The 16,576-nt window shown below is 65.7% G+C and carries 15 protein-coding genes and 1 pseudogene; 4 read left to right on the top strand and 12 right to left on the bottom strand.

The annotated features are described in order from the left end of the window. Nucleotides 1–138 precede the first annotated feature (138 nt). The gene (locus SKC41_RS26135) at nt 139–2,961 is read left to right on the top strand and encodes an aconitate hydratase (RefSeq protein WP_330980569.1); all 2,823 of its coding nucleotides are present in this window, start codon (nt 139–141) and stop codon (nt 2,959–2,961) included. A gap of 187 nt (nt 2,962–3,148) precedes the next feature. Further along, nucleotides 3,149–3,733 (top strand): TetR/AcrR family transcriptional regulator, encoded by a 585-nt coding sequence (locus tag SKC41_RS26130; protein ID WP_330980568.1) that lies wholly within the window; start codon nt 3,149–3,151, stop codon nt 3,731–3,733. Nucleotides 3,734–3,791: 58 nt separating this feature from the next. On the opposite strand, the gene SKC41_RS26125 is transcribed toward SKC41_RS26130, so the two are convergent. The 4 genes from SKC41_RS26125 to trxA form a co-directional block, all read right to left on the bottom strand. Beyond that, nucleotides 3,792–3,965 (bottom strand): helix-turn-helix domain-containing protein, encoded by a 174-nt coding sequence (locus SKC41_RS26125; RefSeq protein ID WP_330980626.1) that lies wholly within the window; start codon nt 3,963–3,965, stop codon nt 3,792–3,794. A 121-nt stretch (nt 3,966–4,086) separates the two neighbouring features. Beyond that, the gene (locus tag SKC41_RS26120) at nt 4,087–5,715 is read right to left on the bottom strand and encodes an ABC-F family ATP-binding cassette domain-containing protein (protein ID WP_330980567.1); all 1,629 of its coding nucleotides are present in this window, start codon (nt 5,713–5,715) and stop codon (nt 4,087–4,089) included. 21 nt (nt 5,716–5,736) lie between these two features. Further along, a complete protein-coding gene (locus tag SKC41_RS26115) occupies nt 5,737–6,546 on the bottom strand; it encodes an enoyl-CoA hydratase (RefSeq protein ID WP_330980566.1) in 810 nt (269 codons plus the stop codon). Between the two features lie 60 nt (nt 6,547–6,606). Further along, on the bottom strand, nt 6,607–6,957 hold the full coding sequence (trxA, locus tag SKC41_RS26110; protein WP_085221813.1) for a thioredoxin: 351 nt from the start codon (nt 6,955–6,957) through the stop codon (nt 6,607–6,609). A gap of 279 nt (nt 6,958–7,236) precedes the next feature. Between trxA and SKC41_RS26105 the strand changes: the two genes are divergently transcribed. After that, nucleotides 7,237–9,066: an acyl-CoA dehydrogenase gene (locus tag SKC41_RS26105; protein WP_330980565.1), complete on the top strand. Its 1,830-nt coding sequence runs from the start codon at nt 7,237–7,239 to the stop codon at nt 9,064–9,066. Between the two features lie 10 nt (nt 9,067–9,076). Here SKC41_RS26105 and SKC41_RS26100 read toward each other — a convergent pair whose 3' ends face one another. Both SKC41_RS26100 and SKC41_RS31900 read right to left on the bottom strand, forming a co-directional pair. Further along, a complete protein-coding gene (locus SKC41_RS26100; protein WP_330980564.1) occupies nt 9,077–10,048 on the bottom strand; it encodes a YihY/virulence factor BrkB family protein in 972 nt (323 codons plus the stop codon). Between the two features lie 194 nt (nt 10,049–10,242). After that, nucleotides 10,243–10,458: a hypothetical protein gene (locus tag SKC41_RS31900; protein WP_442931795.1), complete on the bottom strand. Its 216-nt coding sequence runs from the start codon at nt 10,456–10,458 to the stop codon at nt 10,243–10,245. Here SKC41_RS31900 and SKC41_RS26095 point away from each other — a divergent pair. Further along, a complete protein-coding gene (locus SKC41_RS26095) occupies nt 10,445–11,011 on the top strand; it encodes a DUF5666 domain-containing protein (RefSeq protein ID WP_442931794.1) in 567 nt (188 codons plus the stop codon). The genes SKC41_RS31900 and SKC41_RS26095 overlap by 14 nt on opposite strands. Here SKC41_RS26095 and SKC41_RS26090 read toward each other — a convergent pair. The 6 genes and pseudogenes from SKC41_RS26090 to sufB form a co-directional block, all read right to left on the bottom strand. Beyond that, nucleotides 11,008–11,355 (bottom strand): metal-sulfur cluster assembly factor, encoded by a 348-nt coding sequence (locus SKC41_RS26090; protein ID WP_330980562.1) that lies wholly within the window; start codon nt 11,353–11,355, stop codon nt 11,008–11,010. The two genes, SKC41_RS26095 and SKC41_RS26090, sit on opposite strands and share 4 nt — an antisense overlap. Continuing rightward, a pseudogene (sufU, locus tag SKC41_RS26085) lies at nt 11,336–11,798 on the bottom strand (Fe-S cluster assembly sulfur transfer protein SufU); the annotation flags it as partial. The pseudogene sufU and the gene SKC41_RS26090, both read right to left, overlap by 20 nt. Nucleotides 11,799–11,816: 18 nt before the next feature. Continuing rightward, nucleotides 11,817–13,067 (bottom strand): cysteine desulfurase, encoded by a 1,251-nt coding sequence (locus tag SKC41_RS26080; RefSeq protein ID WP_330980561.1) that lies wholly within the window; start codon nt 13,065–13,067, stop codon nt 11,817–11,819. 2 nt (nt 13,068–13,069) lie between these two features. Next, a complete protein-coding gene (sufC, locus tag SKC41_RS26075; protein ID WP_330980560.1) occupies nt 13,070–13,894 on the bottom strand; it encodes a Fe-S cluster assembly ATPase SufC in 825 nt (274 codons plus the stop codon). After that, a complete protein-coding gene (gene sufD / locus SKC41_RS26070) occupies nt 13,894–15,078 on the bottom strand; it encodes a Fe-S cluster assembly protein SufD (protein WP_330980559.1) in 1,185 nt (394 codons plus the stop codon). Before sufD ends, sufC begins: the two co-directional genes overlap by 1 nt. Then, the gene (sufB, locus tag SKC41_RS26065; RefSeq protein ID WP_330980558.1) at nt 15,078–16,541 is read right to left on the bottom strand and encodes a Fe-S cluster assembly protein SufB; all 1,464 of its coding nucleotides are present in this window, start codon (nt 16,539–16,541) and stop codon (nt 15,078–15,080) included. The genes sufD and sufB overlap by 1 nt, the downstream gene beginning before the upstream one ends. Between the last annotated feature and the right edge of the window lie 35 nt (nt 16,542–16,576).

The raw sequence follows: 16,576 nt of genomic DNA, 5'->3' as shown, positions 1-16,576 counted from the left end.
GGGGTTTCAACCCGGCCCCTGGCCGACAAGACTGAAAATTGGTGTGCCGCTGTATTGCAGGACAAGCGTACTGTTAAAGTTGGCAAGGCATCGCCGGCACGGCCCGTCGGCGGAAGAACTTAATCCCAGGGAGTTGATGTGACCAGCAAAGAATCTGTGAACTCGTTCGGAGCTCGCGACACCCTGAAGGTCGCCGACAAGAGTTACCAGATCTACCGTCTCGACGCAGTACCCAATACCGAGAAACTCCCCTACAGCCTGAAGGTTCTTGCCGAAAACCTGCTGCGCAACGAAGACGGCGCCAACATCACCAAGGACCACATCGAGGCGATCGCGAATTGGGATCCCAACGCGGAGCCCAGCATTGAGATTCAATACACCCCCGCACGCGTGGTCATGCAGGACTTCACCGGTGTGCCGTGCATCGTCGACCTGGCCACGATGCGGGAGGCGATCGGCGACCTGGGCGGCAAGGCGGAGAAGGTCAACCCGCTGGCGCCGGCCGACCTGGTGATCGACCACTCGGTGATCGCGGACCTGTTCGGCACCGCCGACGCCTTCGAGCGCAACGTCGAGATCGAGTACGAACGCAACGGGGAGCGTTACCAGTTCTTGCGCTGGGGGCAGGGCGCTTTCGACGACTTCAAGGTCGTCCCGCCGGGCACCGGCATCGTGCACCAGGTCAACATCGAATATCTGGCCAGCGTGGTGATGGAACGCGACGGCGTGGCGTACCCCGACACCTGCGTCGGTACCGACTCGCACACCACAATGGTCAACGGCCTCGGCGTGCTCGGCTGGGGCGTCGGTGGCATCGAGGCCGAGGCCGCGATGTTGGGCCAGCCCGTGTCGATGCTGATCCCACGCGTCGTTGGTTTCAAGCTGACCGGCGGGATTCAGCCGGGCGTCACCGCCACCGATGTCGTGCTCACCGTCACCGAGATGTTGCGTAAGCACGGCGTGGTCGGCAAGTTCGTCGAGTTCTACGGCAAGGGCGTTTCGGAAGTGCCGTTGGCCAACCGCGCCACGCTCGGCAACATGAGTCCCGAATTCGGTTCCACCGCAGCGATTTTCCCGATCGACGAGGAGACCATCTCCTACCTGAAGTTCACCGGCCGCAACGACGAGCAACTGGCACTGGTGGAGGCCTACGCCAAAGAGCAGGGCATGTGGCACGACCCGACGCATGAGCCGGCGTTCTCGGAGTACCTCGAGCTCGACCTCTCCACGGTGGTGCCGTCGATCGCCGGTCCCAAGCGCCCGCAGGACCGAATCCCGTTGTCGCACGCCAAGGCAACCTTCCGCGAGCAGATCCTCAGCTACGTCGACGGCGACGAGGACGGCCAGCAGGGCTACTCGAAACTGGACGAGGCAGTCGAGGAGACTTTCCCGGCCAGCGATCCGGGCGCGGTGTCGAACGGACATGCCGACGACGTTCCCCAGGTGCATTCGGCCGCAGCGCAATCCAAGGGCCGCCCCAGCAACCCGGTGACGGTGCGCTCCGACGAACGTGGCGAATTCGTGCTCGACCACGGCGCGGTGGTGATCGCCGCGGTCACGTCGTGCACGAACACCTCCAACCCGGAGGTGATGCTGGGCGCAGCGCTGTTGGCCCGCAACGCGGTCGAGAAGGGTCTGACTTCCAAGCCGTGGGTGAAGACCACAATGGCCCCCGGTTCTCAGGTCGTCAACGACTACTACAACAAGGCCGGCCTGTGGCCGTACCTGGAGAAGCTCGGCTTCTATCTGGTCGGCTACGGGTGCACCACGTGTATCGGTAACTCCGGCCCGCTGCCCGAAGAGATCTCGAAAGCCATTAACGACAACGACCTTTCGGTGACCGCGGTGCTGTCGGGCAACCGGAACTTCGAAGGCCGCATCAACCCGGACGTGAAGATGAACTACCTGGCTTCACCGCCGCTGGTGGTGGCCTACGCGCTGGCCGGGACCATGGACTTCGACTTCGATCAGCAGCCGCTGGGGCAAGATAAAGAGGGCAACGACGTCTTCCTCAAGGACATCTGGCCGTCGCAGAAAGACGTCTCCGACACCATCGCCTCGGCGATCAACTCCGAGATGTTCACCAAGAACTACGGCGACGTGTTCAAGGGCGACGAACGGTGGCGCAACCTGCCCACCCCGAGCGGCAATACCTTTGAGTGGAACCCAGATTCGACGTATGTGCGCAAGCCTCCGTACTTCGAGGGCATGCCCGCCGAGCCCGAGCCGGTCGGCGACATCACCGGCGCCCGGGTGCTGGCGCTGCTGGGTGATTCGGTGACCACCGACCACATCTCCCCCGCCAGCAGCATCAAGCCGGGCACTCCGGCGGCGCAGTACCTCGACCAGCACGGCGTGGACCGCAAGGACTACAACTCCTTCGGGTCGCGGCGCGGCAACCATGAGGTGATGATCCGCGGCACGTTCGCGAACATCCGGCTGCGCAATTTGCTGCTCGACGACGTGTCCGGCGGATACACCCGCGACTTCACCCAGGACGGCGCTCCGCAGGCTTTCATCTACGACGCGGCGCAAAACTATGCGGCAGAAAACATTCCGCTGGTGGTGCTGGGCGGCAAGGAGTACGGGTCGGGCTCGTCGCGAGACTGGGCCGCCAAGGGAACACGGCTGCTGGGCGTGCGGGCGGTGATCGCCGAGTCGTTCGAGCGCATCCACCGCTCCAACCTGATCGGCATGGGCGTCATCCCACTGCAGTTTCCCGAGGGCAAGACGGCCCAAGAGCTCGGGCTAGACGGCACCGAGGTCTTCGAGATCACCGGGATCGACGCGCTCAACGACGGCAAGACGCCGAAGACGGTGCACGTCAAGGCCGCCAAGGACTCCAGCGACGACATCGAATTCGACGCCGTGGTGCGCATCGATACCCCCGGTGAGGCCGACTACTACCGCAACGGCGGCATCTTGCAGTACGTGCTGCGCAACATGCTCAAGTCCGGCTAGTGGCGATCGCAAGCGCGGCCGTGGCGATCGCAAGCCCGGCGCAGCCGGGCGCAGCGGGTCGCCACAAGAGGCCGCAGCCGGGCGCAGCGGGTCGCCACAAGAAGCCGCAGCCGGGCGCAGCGGGTCGCCACAAGAAGCCACAGCCGGGCGCAGCGGCTCGACACCCGAAGACCTGAGTCGGCCGACCGTGCCCAAAGTCAGCGAGGACCATCTGGCGGCTCGCCGCCGCCAGATCCTTGACGGTGCTCGTCGTTGCTTTGCCGAACACGGCTATGACAGGGCCACGGTTCGGCGGCTGGAGCAGGCGATCGGGATGTCGCGTGGCGCGATCTTCCACCACTTCCGGGACAAGGACGCACTGTTTTTCGCGCTCGCGCACGAGGACGCCGAGCGGATGGCCGACGTCGCGTCGCGCGAGGGTCTCATCCAGGTGATGCGCGACATGCTCGCTGCCCCCGAGCAGTTCGACTGGCTGGCCACCCGGTTGGAGATCGCACGCAAGCTGCGCAACGACCCCGCGTTCAGCCGCGGATGGTCGGAGCGTTCCGCGGAACTGGCGGCCGCGACACACGATCGACTGCAACGGCAGCAGCAGGCACAACGGGTGCGCGATGACGTACCCGGTGACGTGTTGAAGTGCTACCTCGAACTGGTCCTGGACGGATTGGTGGCCCGGCTGGCCTCCGGCGAAGACCCGGGGCGACTGGCCGCCGTCCTCGACCTGGTGGAGAACTCAGTGCGCCGCAACGACTCTGGGCCTCAGCAGGCCTAGGCAAACGGCACTGCGGTGTCGCTAGCAGTGACGTTGGTAAGGGCGATGCCCCAGAGACCTAGCGGTGCCGAGCCGTGTGGTTGGGCCCGCCCCGGCTGCGCATCGTGGTACCCGACTCGCGCAACATGCTGTGAATCGACCCGTATGACCTGCCGGTATTGGCAACGAGCGTCCGAATGCTCGCCCCACTCTCGTAGGCGGTGCGCAACTCGTCCAACACCTCGGTGCGCATCTCTTTAGACTTAGACACTGACCCCTCCACGCTTGAAACTCAGACCCAAGCACCAAGAGTAAGAACCCGTTGTCGTATGCGGGTCGATTTCGCCGAATTCGCGTGCAGCGACTTACCAGGCTCAGGCGAGCTCGATCAGATCCCGGTATTCCTCGGACCAGAAGTCCTCGGTGCCGTCGGGCAGCAAGACAACGCGTTGCGGGTCCAAGGCTTCGGCCGCTCCAGGATCGTGGGTTACCAACACCACCGCGCCCTGATAGCTGCGCAGCGCGTCGAGCACCTGTTCCCGCGACGCCGGATCCAGGTTGTTGGTCGGTTCGTCGAGCAGCAGGACGTTGGCCGTGGATGCGACGAGACCGGCCAGCGCGAGTCGCGTCTTCTCACCGCCGGACAAGGTGCCCGCCGGCTGGTCGAGCTGCGGACCGCTGAACATGAACGCGCCGAGCAGCCCGCGCAGGTCCTGATCGCCCGTCTCGGGTGCGGCGTGCCGGATGTTCTCCCACACGGTCGCGTCGTTGTCGATGGTGTCGTGCTCCTGCGCGAAATAGCCCATGCGCAAACCGTGTCCAGGTTCTAGCCCTCCGGTGTCGGGCGTCTCGGCGCCGGCGAGCAGGCGCAGCAGCGTCGTCTTGCCCGCACCGTTGAGCCCGAGCACCACCACCCGGGAGCCCCGGTCGATCGCCAGGTCGACCCCGGTGAACACCTCGAGGGATCCGTAGGACTTGCTCAGCCCCTTGGCCACCAGCGGGGTGCGCCCGCACGCGGCCGGGGTCGGAAACTTGATCCGGGCCACCCGGTCGGCAACCCGTTCCTCGTCCAGGGACGCCATCATCCGATCGGCACGCCGCAACATGTTCTGGGCCGCAACGGCTTTGGTGGCTTTCGCACCGAGCTTGGCGGCCTGCGAACGCAGCGCGGTGGCCTTACGTTCCGCATTCGCGCGCTCGCGGCGGCGACGCTGCTCATCCGTGGCCCGGGCATCGAGGTACTTCTGCCACGTCATGTTGTAGACATCGACCTCGCCGCGCACGGCGTCCAGAAACCACACCCGGTTAACGACGTCGGCGAGCAAGTCGACATTGTGGCTGATGACCACCAGGCCGCCGGTGTGGGACCGCAGGAAATCCCGCAGCCAGCCAAGCGAATCCGCGTCGAGGTGGTTGGTCGGCTCGTCGAGCAGCAGCGTGGTCGACGAGCCCGCACCGGTGTCGGAGGCGGCGAACAAGATTCGCGCCAGCTCCACCCGGCGGCGCTGACCGCCGGACAGGGTGCGCAGTTGCTGCGTCATAACCCGTTCCGGCAGACCGAGACTCGCGCAAATCCGGCCGGCCTCGCTTTCGGCGCCGTAGCCGCCCAACGCGACGAACCGCTCCTCCAGTTGGCCGTACCGCCGGATCGCGCGGTCGCGTGCCTCGTCGTCGGCGACCTCGGCCATCAACGCCTGCTGCTTCTCCAGATCGGTGAGTAGGACGTCCAGTCCGCGCGCCGACAGCACTCGGTCGCGGGCCAGCACGTCGAGATCGCCTTCTCTGGGATCCTGTGGCAGGTAACCGATTTCGCCGGTACGGGTGATCGATCCGGCGTACGGTTCGCTTTCCCCGGCCAGGATGCGCAGGGTCGTGGTCTTGCCCGCGCCGTTGCGCCCGACCAGCCCGATGCGGTCGCCGGGCTGGATCCGGAGGTCGGGGCCGTCGGGTGAGAGCAAGATGCGCGCACCAGCGCGGACCTCAAGGTCCGTGGCCGTGATCACGATCGCTCTCCTCTGGGCACGTTATTTCTCGTCGGTGAATACCGGGGGCCGCCGCTCTGCGCGCGCAGTAACCGCTTCCTCGAAGTTCGCGGTGAGCAGGCGGACGAAAAGCTGTCCCAAGCCTTCGGCTTGCATGTGCCCTTCCAGGCTACCGGCGTCCAGTCCACTCCACAGTGTGCGCTTGGTCAACTCGACTCCGGGCCGGGAGAACGCGGCGATCCGCGCGGCGATCGCGTAGCACGTGTCCAGCAACTGGCCCTCGGGCACCTGGCAGGACACCAGCCCGATGCGCTCGGCCTCCTCGGCGGTCACGTCGCGACCGGTAAGCATGATCTCGAACGCCCGCGACGCGCCGATGGCCCTGGGCAACAGGTAGGACAAACCCAGTTCGCTCGCGGTCAGACCGTTGTTGATGCCCGCGGCCCGGAAATAGGCGTTGGTGGAGGCCACCCGGATGTCGGCGGCCAGCGACAGGCACAGACCACCGCCGATGGCCGCGCCGTTGACCGCCGCGATGACCGGCTGGTGCATCCGCCGCAGCGCCAGAATGACGTCGTCCAGCAGCTCCATGGAGCGCAACGCGTATGTCGGGCGGGTCAGCCCGTCCACATTCGGCACCGTGCCAGCGGACTTGTGGTCAGCACCCGAGGAGAATCCCGTACCCGCCCCGGTCAGCACGACCACCCGTACGGAGTTGTCATAGGTGACCTCTTCGAGGGCCGCCTTCAGCGGCACCATGACGTCGAACGCCATGGAATTCATCCGCTCGGGCCGATTGAGGGTGATTAAGGCCACGCCGGGCCGCGGTTGTTCAACGAGTACCAAACTCACCCGTGAACGGTATCGCGGACGTTGCTAGAGACCTATTCGGCGGCTTGCATCAAGCTTGGTTCAGGCTTGATCTGCTTGCGCCGCCTCGACGTCGAAGTCCCTGATTTGCTGCACCAGGTCTTCCAGCGCCGCGGGCGGCAGGGCCCCCGGCTGGTTGAAAAGCAGTTTGCCCTTCTTGAACGCCATCAGCGTCGGAATCGACCGAATCTGAGCGGCGGCGGCGAGCTGTTGTTCGGCTTCGGTGTCGACTTTGGCGTGGACGATGTCGGGGTGCTTCTCCGACGATGCCTGGAAAGTCGGTCCGAATTGGCGGCACGGCCCGCACCAGGAAGCCCAAAAGTCGACCAGCACGATGTCGTTGTTTTCGATGGTCGCGTTGAACTGCTCCGCAGTGAGATCCTGTGTTGTCACATTTCGCCTAACGCCCGGTACTGCTTGGATGTTCCCGCGCGAATGTCGACATTGGCGCAGCTCCCATCCTGCTCCCGCCAGCAGCGATTGGCCAGCGCGACGGCGCGCACCGCTGCGCGGGGACGGTGACGCGGGCCGATCTTCCCAATGAACAGTTGGGTTTTCGGTTGCGGGCGACAACGGTGAGTGCTCCGAGGTTACGGTTGCGGAGGTTTTCCCCGCTCGGACAGACTTAGGGCTGATGATCCGTCGCCGGACGGACCAGTCGAGGGAGATGTCTTGGGCCACTACATCGCTAACGTCCGTGATCTCGAGTTCAACATCTTCGAAGTTCTCGAGGTAGGCGCTGTTCTCGGCGCCGGGCAGTACAGCGAGCTGGACGCTGACACGGTGCGGACCATCTTGTCCGAAGCCGCCCGCCTGGCCGAGGGCCCGGTAGCCGAGACCTTCGCGTTCGCCGACCGCAACCCGCCGGTGTTCGACCCCGACGCGCACACGATCAGCGTGGCGCCCGAGTTGGCCAAGACCGTGCAGGCGATCAAGGACGCCGAGTGGTGGCGCCTCGGATTGGACGAAGGAATCGGTGGCATGCCCGCGCCACCCCCGCTGGCGTGGGCGGTCAACGAGATGATCTTCTGCGCCAACCCGTCCGCGAGCTTCTTCTGCCTGGGTCCCTTTATGGCGCAAGCGCTTTACGCCGAGGGCGACGAGCAGCAAAAGCGTTGGGCGGCAGAGGGTGTCGAGCGTGGCTGGGCGGCCACCATGGTGCTCACCGAACCCGATGCGGGCTCCGACGTCGGAGCGGGCCGCAGCAAGGCCATCGAGCAACCCGACGGCACCTGGCACATCGAGGGTGTTAAGCGGTTCATTTCCGGAGGCGACGTCGGCGACACCGCCGACAACGTCTGGCACCTCGTGCTGGCCCGCCCGGAGGGTGCCGGCCCGGGCACCAAGGGGCTGAGCCTGTTCTACGTGCCGAACTATTTGTTCGACCCCGACACGTTCGAACTCGGCCCGCGCAACGGGGTTTTCGTGACGGGGCTCGAACACAAGATGGGCATCAAGTCCTCCCCCACCTGCGAGATGACGTTCGGCGCCACGGATGTGCCGGCCGTGGGTTATCTGGTCGGCGGCGTACACAACGGGATCGCGCAGATGTTCACGGTGATCGAACACGCGCGCATGACCATCGGCGTCAAAGCCGCCGGCACGCTGTCCACCGGCTACCTCAACGCACTGGCCTACGCCAAGGAGCGGGTGCAGGGCGCCGATCTGACCCAGATGACCGACAAGACCGCACCGCGGGTCACGATCATGCACCACCCCGACGTGCGGCGCAGCCTGATGACCCAGAAGGCTTACGCCGAAGGACTGCGAGCGCTCTACATGTATGCCGCAGCGCATCAGGATGATGCTCTCGCACAACAGGTTTCGGGCGCCGACCACGAGATGGCGCACCGCGTCGACGATCTGCTGCTGCCCATCGTCAAGGGCGTGAGTTCCGAGCGCGCGTACGAAGTCCTGACGGAGTCGTTGCAGACGCTGGGCGGCTCGGGCTTCCTGCAGGACTACCCGATGGAGCAGTACATCCGCGACTCCAAGATCGATTCGCTCTACGAGGGCACCACCGCGATCCAGGCCCTGGACTTCTTCTTCCGCAAGATCGTTCGCGACCACGGCGCGGCGCTGCAGTTTGTCACCGCTCAGATCACCAACACCATCGACAACTGTGACGAGGAGCTGAAACCGCAAGCGCAGGCGGTGCAAACCGCCCTCGACGAGGTCACCGCGATGACCGGCGCGTTGACCGGTTACCTGATGTCCGCGACGCAGCACCCGACCGAGATTTACAAGGTGGGGCTCGGTTCGGTGCGCTATCTGCTCGCGGTCGGCGACCTGCTGATCGGCTGGCGACTGCTGGTGCAGGCCGGGGTCGCGCACGCGGCGCTGGCCGACAACCCCGCCGACAAGGACGTGGCGTTCTATCGGGGCAAGATCGCGACGTCGGCGTTCTTCGGTAAGAACATGCTGCCGAAACTGACCTCGCTGCGCCGCGTCATCGAATCCATCGACGACGACGTCATGCGTATTTCCGAAGACGCGTTCTGAGCGAGCGCGGCTACGGCGTCACGGGCCTGTTGACGTCGTTGAACCTGACGATCACCCGCTCGAGCCGTTTGACGCGTTCGGCTTTCGCCCGCTTGGCGTAAATCCGCCGATCGGCCGGCGTGAGTTCGGCCTCGTCGCTGAATGCGCTGAGCAATGCGCGCGGGTACAGCTGCTCGACCAGGACGACGTTCATCTCGGCGCACAGCACCAGCGTCGTCGACACCAGATACAGGAAGGCAAGCAACCCCAGCACCAAGGCGAAGACACTGTTGGTGGCGCTGGCCGTCTTGACCGTGTGCTGGATGTAGCCGGCGCCGAACCACTGCAGTATCTGCCAAATGAGTGCTGCTGCAACGGCTCCCGGCAGCACCTGCCGGTAGGTGAGTTCCTTTGTGGTGGTCATCTTGAAGGCCACCAGGCAGATCAGGGCGTTGATCGCCACGGCGGTGAGTGTGACACCGATCTTTCCGAAGATGCCCAATTCCTGAGTCGTCCGGGCGATCCCGGACAGCACCGTCGCCGCGATCACCGCCGAGCCGAGCACGAACAGCAATCCGAAGCTGCGCACGCGGGCCCGAATCGGGTTGGGACGCTTGTTTTTCGGCACGGCCCACACCGAGTCCATGGCGTTCTGCACGGCTTGGCCGACGCCGAGCCCGCCGTAGAGCGCCCCCAGGATCCCGACCACCACGGCGACCGTCCCCCCGCTGAGCCCTGCGGGCTGATGCAGCTGGCTGCCGATCACCGGGAACTGGCTCAAGGCGCTGTGCAGCACCTGCTCCTGCAGGTCGGGATGGCCGGCAAGCACCACACCCAGCCCGGTGGTCAACAACAACAGCATCGGAAACATCGACACGAAGCCGTAGTAGGTGATCAGCGCGGCCAGATAGCCGCCTTGATCATCGAGATATTTGTAGATGGCCGCGACGGCCACGCTCACGCTGCGGTTCCGTCGCTGCAAGTCGTCCAGCCAGCCGACCATCGCCGATCACTCATCCCCCCAGAAACCGACACCCACATCGAGATGGGCTGAGCCGGGCATACCCCAATTCGTGGGGGGCCAACCGCGCCCTACACCTTGGCGGCGTGAACTCATAGCTCGGGCACAGCTGGATCCGGTAGACCCGTCGTTGGGACCAACCCGACGATTGGAGAAACGTTGTTGCCTGCCAGCTCTCACCCGTCTCGGCTCGCCCGGTTCGCCTTGCTCGCGGTCACCGGAGTCACCGCGGCATCCGTCGTGGCGTGCGGTTCGTCGAACACGTCCAGACCGGCCACCTCAGCCAGCACCACAAGTTCCGCGTCGCCATCGGCGACGGCACCCACGACGACGCCGCCGGCCGCCGGCCAGGCTCGGGTGCGTGGACTGATCGCGTCGGTGTCAGGAAACACGGCCCAGGTCACCCAGGAAAAGGGCAATGCCGCCGTCGCTTTCACGCCGTCGACCAAAGTCACCGAGGTGACCCCGGCCGCGCTCGGCGACGTCACCGCCGGCAGTTGCGTCACTGTGCGGCCCGCCCACCAGGAATCCCAGCCCGGCCAGCCGATCACCGCGGCGTCGGTGCGGGTGAGCCCCGCCGTCGACGGGAAGTGCCCGCCCGGCAAGCCGGCCGCGCCCGGCGACTCGACAACTCCCGCGCCATCCGGCGCGCCCGCCAAGCACGCCCCGCTGCGGGGCACCGTCACGTCCGTCGCCGGTAACACCATCACCGTCACGAGCACCGATTCCGGCGGCGCCAGCTCGCAGACGCCGGTCACGGTCACCGACCAGACGCGATACAACAAGCAGGCCGGTGCCGACACCCAGGCCATCGCGCAAGGCAAATGCATGACGGCGCAAGGGACTCAGGACGGCAGCGGCACGCTACAAGCGACGAGCATCGACCTGCGTCCCGCCCACGACGGCAAATGTGGAGGCAAAAAGCCCGCGGGTCACCGCAGCTAAACGGTGAAGCCGAGGGCGCGCAACTGCTCGCGTCCGTCCTCGGTGATCTTGTCCGGGCCCCACGGCGGGTTCCACACCCAGTTGATCCGGATGTCGTTGACCAGACCGCTGCCGACCAGGGCGCTGCGCGACTGGTCTTCGATCACATCGGTCAGCGGGCAGGCCGCCGACGTCAGCGTCATGTCAATGGTCGCGACCTTGCCCTCGTCGCCCTGTTCGACGTTGAGGCCGTAGACCAGTCCCAGGTCGACGACGTTGATCCCGAGTTCGGGGTCGACGACGTCGCGCATCGCCTCCTCGAGGTCGGCGATGAATTCCTGGTCGGGTGCGGTGGTTTCGCTCATCGTTGGTCCTCCTCGAAAGCATGGCTGGCTTGGGCCAGTGCGTCTTTGCATGCCATCCAGCCCAGCAGAGCACATTTCACCCGGGCCGGGTACTTGGCAACTCCGGCGAAGGCGATGCCGTCGCCCAGCACGTCCTCGTCGCCTTCGACCGTTCCCCGCGACGACACCATTTCGGTGAACGCGGTGATGGTCTTCAGCGCCTCCCCCACGCTCTGTCCGATGACCTGCTGGGTCAGCACCGAGGTGGCTGCCTGGCTGATCGAACAGCCCTGCCCGTCATAGGAAACATCGGTGACGGTCTGGCCGTCGTCGGACAACGCCACCCGCAGCGTGACCTCGTCGCCGCAGATCGGGTTCACGTGAGACACCTGCGCGCCGAACGGCTCGCGCAGCCCGCGATGCTGCGGGTGTTTGTAGTGATCGAGGATCACGTCCTGATACATCTGCTCCAGACGCACGGCTCACACTCCGCCGAAGAAATCGATGGACCGGCGCACGCCGGCCACCAGCCGGTCGACCTCGTCGGCGGTGTTGTACACCGCGAACGACGCCCGCGCCGTGGCGGCCACCCCGAACCGCCGGTGCAGCGGCAACGCGCAATGATGGCCGACCCGCACCGCGACACCCTCGTCGTCGAGCACCTGCCCGACGTCATGCGCGTGCACCCCGTCGACGACGAAAGAGACTGGTGAGCCACGGTTTTCCATCGACGTCGGTCCGATGATGCGCACCGCGCCGATACCGGACAGACCATCGAGGGCCGCGGCCACCAGCTCGTTCTCGTGGGCTTGCACCGCGTCCATACCGAGCTGGCTCAGGTAGCGCGCCGCCGTGCCCAGCCCCACCACCTGGGACGTCATCGGGGTACCGGCTTCGAACCGCTGCGGGGGCGCGGCATACGTGGTGGCTTCCATCGTGACCGTCTCGATCATCGAACCACCGGTGATAAACGGCGGCAGCGCCTCGAGCAACTCGCGGCGAGCGTAAAGAACTCCGATTCCGTTGGGGCCCAGCATCTTGTGACCCGAGAAGGCACCGAAGTCGACGTCGAGGGCATGGAAGTCGACGGGCTGGTGCGGCACCGACTGGCAGGCATCCAGCACCGTCAGCGCGCCGACGGCCTTGGCCCGGGCAACGAGCTCCTGCACCGGCGCGACCGCTCCGGTCACGTTCGAATGATGGCTGAAAGCAACGAGTTTGACACGCTCGTCGAGTTCCAGCGAGTCCAGATCGATACGCCCGTCGTCGGTCAGGCCGTACCAGCGCAGCGTAGCCCCGGTCCGCCGGGACAGCTCCTGCCACGGGACCAGGTTGGCGTGATGTTCGAGCTCGGTGATGACGATGACGTCACCCTCACCGACGGCCCGGTCGAAGCGCTTGTCGCCCAGCACATATGACACCAGGTTCAGCGATTCGGTGGCATTCTTGGTGAAGACCAGCTCGTCGGTCTCGGCGCCGACGAATGCCGCGATATCGGCCCGGCCCTGCTCGTAGGCGTCGGTGGCCTCCTCCATCAGCTGGTGCGCACCGCGGTGCACCGCGCCGTTGGAGGTCAGCAGGAACTCCCGCTCGGCGTCCAGCACCTGTAACGGCCGCTGCGACGTGGCACCGGAATCCAAATACGCCAACTGTTTTCCCCCGCGCATGATGCGCTTGAGGATCGGGAAATCAGCACGGATCGCCGCGAGGTCCAGATTCACGGAGGCCGTCATCGTTACGCCCCCGTGAAGGCCGCTTGGTGGGGGTCCCTCCCGCTTGCGGGGGAGAAGCGCTCGTAGCCATGCTCTTCGAGCTCGTCGGCCAGTTCGGGGCCGCCGGCCTCGACGATACGGCCGCCGACGAACACGTGCACGAACTGCGGCTGGATGTAGCGCAGGATCCGGGTGTAGTGCGTGATCAACAGCACGCCGCCGCGCACCGGCTGGCCGGTGCCATCGTCCCAGCCGGCCTCGGCGTAGCGGTTCACGCCCTCGCTGACCACCCGCAGCGCATCGACGTCGAGTCCGGAGTCGGTCTCGTCGAGGATCGCGATCTTGGGCTTGAGCAACGACAGCTGCAGGATCTCGTGGCGCTTCTTCTCACCACCGGAAAAGCCTTCGTTCACACTGCGTTCGGAGAACGCCGGGTCGATGCCCAGATCGTCCATCGCGCCCTTGACTTCCTTGACCCAGTGCCGCAGCTTCGGCGCCTCACCGCGTACGGCCGCGGCCGCGGTGCGCAGGAAGTTCGACATCGACACCCCGGGCACCTCGATCGGGTACTGCATGGCCAGGAACAGGCCGGCCCGCGCCCGCTCGTCGACGCTCATCGCCAGCACGTCCTCGCCATCCAGCGTGATCGAACCCGAGGTCACCTCGTACTTCGGGTGCCCGGCGATCGCATAGGACAGGGTGGACTTGCCGGACCCGTTCGGGCCCATCAGCGCGTGCGTCTCCCCCGACTTCACGGTGAGGTCAACGCCTTTGAGGATCGGGATGGCCTCGACCTTATTGGCAGGCGAGACGCTGACGTGCAAGTCCTTGATTTCGAGCGTGGTCATCAGTTCTTGGTTCCTTCGGTTAACTCAAGTTCGTGTTCGATGGCCTCGGTCAGCCGTTCGCGCACGGCGGCCACGGCGATCTTCTGGATGATCTCGGCGAAGAAGCCGCGCACAATCAGCCGGCGGGCCTGGTCCTCCGGGATACCGCGGGCCCGCAGATAAAACACCTGCTCGTCGTCGAATCTTCCGGTGGCACTTGCATGTCCGGCGCCGACGATCTCGCCCGTCTCGATCTCGAGGTTGGGTACCGAATCGGCGCGGGCGCCGTCGGTGAGCACCAGATTGCGGTTCGCCTCATACGTGTCGGTGCCGGTGGCCTCGGCCCTGATCAGCACATCGCCGATCCAGACCGTGTGGGCGTCGGGCCGCGCGGAGTCCGGATCGCCTTGCAGCGCACCCTTGTACAACACGTCCGAGCGGCAGTTGGGCTGCGCGTGGTCGACGAGCAACCGCGATTCGAAGTGCTGACCGTCGTCGGCGAAGTAGGTACCGAGCAGCTGGGCGTCGCCGCCGGGCGCGGTGAATCGCACCGTCGTCGACGTACGCACCAGATCGCCCCCGAGCGTCACGTTGACGTGGCCGAGCACCGAATCCTTGCCCAGCCGTGCGTGATGGGCGCTGACGTGCACCATGTCGTCGGCCCAGTCGGCGATCCAGATCACCCTGACGGCTGCCGCGTCGCCGACGATGATCTCGACGTTGTCGGCGTAGGTCCCGCTGCCGCGCAGGTCGATGACGAAGATCGCGCGGGCGAGTTCTTCGACGCGGATCTGCAGATGCCCGTAGGCGACCGCGCCCTCGCCGGGCCCGGTGATCGCGATTTCGATCGGCTTGGCGACCTCGGTGTCACGCGCGACGGTCACCACCGTCGCGGAGTTGAACGACGAGAACGCTTGGGCCGCAACACGATCGGCGGGGACACCGCCCTGGCCAAGACGCTCGTCGCCGCGGCGCACGATTTCGGTCTGTACGCCGGGCTGTTCGCCGACACTGATGTCGGCCTTGCCGTTGGCGACGGCCGAGCCGTCGTGCAGTCCGCGCAACCGTCGCAGCGGGGTGAACCGCCAGAGCTCGTCGCGACCGTGCGGAACCTCGAAGGCGTCCACGTCGAAGGACGCGAACAGCCCACCCTTATTGGCAGCGGTGAGGGCCGAACCCTCAACCGCTTCAGTCACATTCGTCACTAACCGACCGCACCTTCCATCTGCAGCTCGATCAGCCGGTTGAGCTCCAGCGCGTACTCCATCGGCAGTTCCTTGGCGATCGGCTCGACGAAGCCGCGCACGACCATCGCCATCGCCTCGTCCTCGGTCATGCCGCGGCTCATCAGGTAGAAGAGCTGGTCCTCGCTGACCTTGGACACGGTGGCCTCGTGACCCATCGTCACGTCGTCCTCACGGATGTCGACGTACGGGTAGGTGTCGCTGCGGCTGATCGTATCGACAAGCAGCGCATCGCATTTCACGCTGGAGCGCGATCCGTGGGCGCCCTTGTTCACCTGCACCAGGCCGCGGTAGGACGCGCGGCCACCGCCGCGTGCCACCGACTTGGAGACGATGTTGCTCGACGTGTTGGGCGCCAGGTGCAGCATCTTGGCGCCGGTGTCCTGGTGCTGACCCTCGCCGGCGAACGCCACCGAGAGCACCTCGCCCTTGGCGTATTCGCCGGTCATCCAGACCGCCGGGTACTTCATCGTCACCTTGGACCCGATGTTGCCGTCGACCCACTCCATCGTGGCGCCGGCTTCGGCGCGGGCACGCTTGGTGACCAGGTTGTACACGTTGTTCGACCAGTTCTGGATCGTCGTGTACCGGCAACGGCCACCGGGCTTCACGATGATCTCGACCACCGCGGAGTGCAGCGAGTCGCTCTTGTAGATCGGCGCGGTACAGCCCTCGACGTAGTGCACGAAGGCACCCTCGTCGACGATGATCAGGGTGCGCTCGAACTGGCCCATGTTCTCGGTGTTGATCCGGAAGTAGGCCTGCAGCGGGATGTCGACGTGCACGCCCGGCGGCACGTAGATGAACGAACCGCCCGACCAGACAGCGGTATTGAGCGCGGAGAACTTGTTGTCGCCGGCGGGGATCACGCTGCCGAAGTACTGCTTGAAGATCTCCGGGTGTTCCCGCAGACCGCTGTCGGTGTCGAGGAAGATGACGCCCAGCTTCTCCAGATCCTCACGGATGGAGTGGTAGACCACCTCTGACTCGTACTGGGCGGCGACACCGGAGACCAGTCGCTGCTTCTCGGCTTCCGGGATGCCCAGCCTGTCGTAGGTGTTCTTGATGTCGGCGGGCAGATCGTCCCAGGTCGCGGCCTGCTTCTCGCTGGAGCGCACGAAGTACTTGATGTTGTCGAAGTGGATGCCCTCGAGGTTGGAACCCCAGTTCGGCATCGGCTTCTTGTCGAAGGTCCGCAACGCCTTCAGCCGGATCTGCAGCATCCACTCGGGCTCGCTCTTCTTCGCCGAGATGTCCCGGACGACCGCCTCAGAAAGCCCGCGCTGCGCGCTGGCGCCCGCCACGTCGGAATCCGACCAGCCGTAGCCGTACTTGCCCAGGGATGCGATCGCCTGCTCCTGGGTCAGGGGTGCTGGAGGCGCTCCGGTAACCGACGGCGTGGTTGCCTCTGGCGTGAGAGTCATTCGGACGCTCCTTTGGTGTTGGTGCGGGCGCGGGC

Origin of the sequence: Mycobacterium sp. 050128, assembly GCF_036409155.1 — a bacterium.
Classification (GTDB): Bacteria; Actinomycetota; Actinomycetes; order Mycobacteriales; family Mycobacteriaceae; genus Mycobacterium.
The sequence above is the reverse complement of the archived record's forward strand: the minus strand, read 5'-3'. Positions and strand labels throughout refer to the sequence as shown.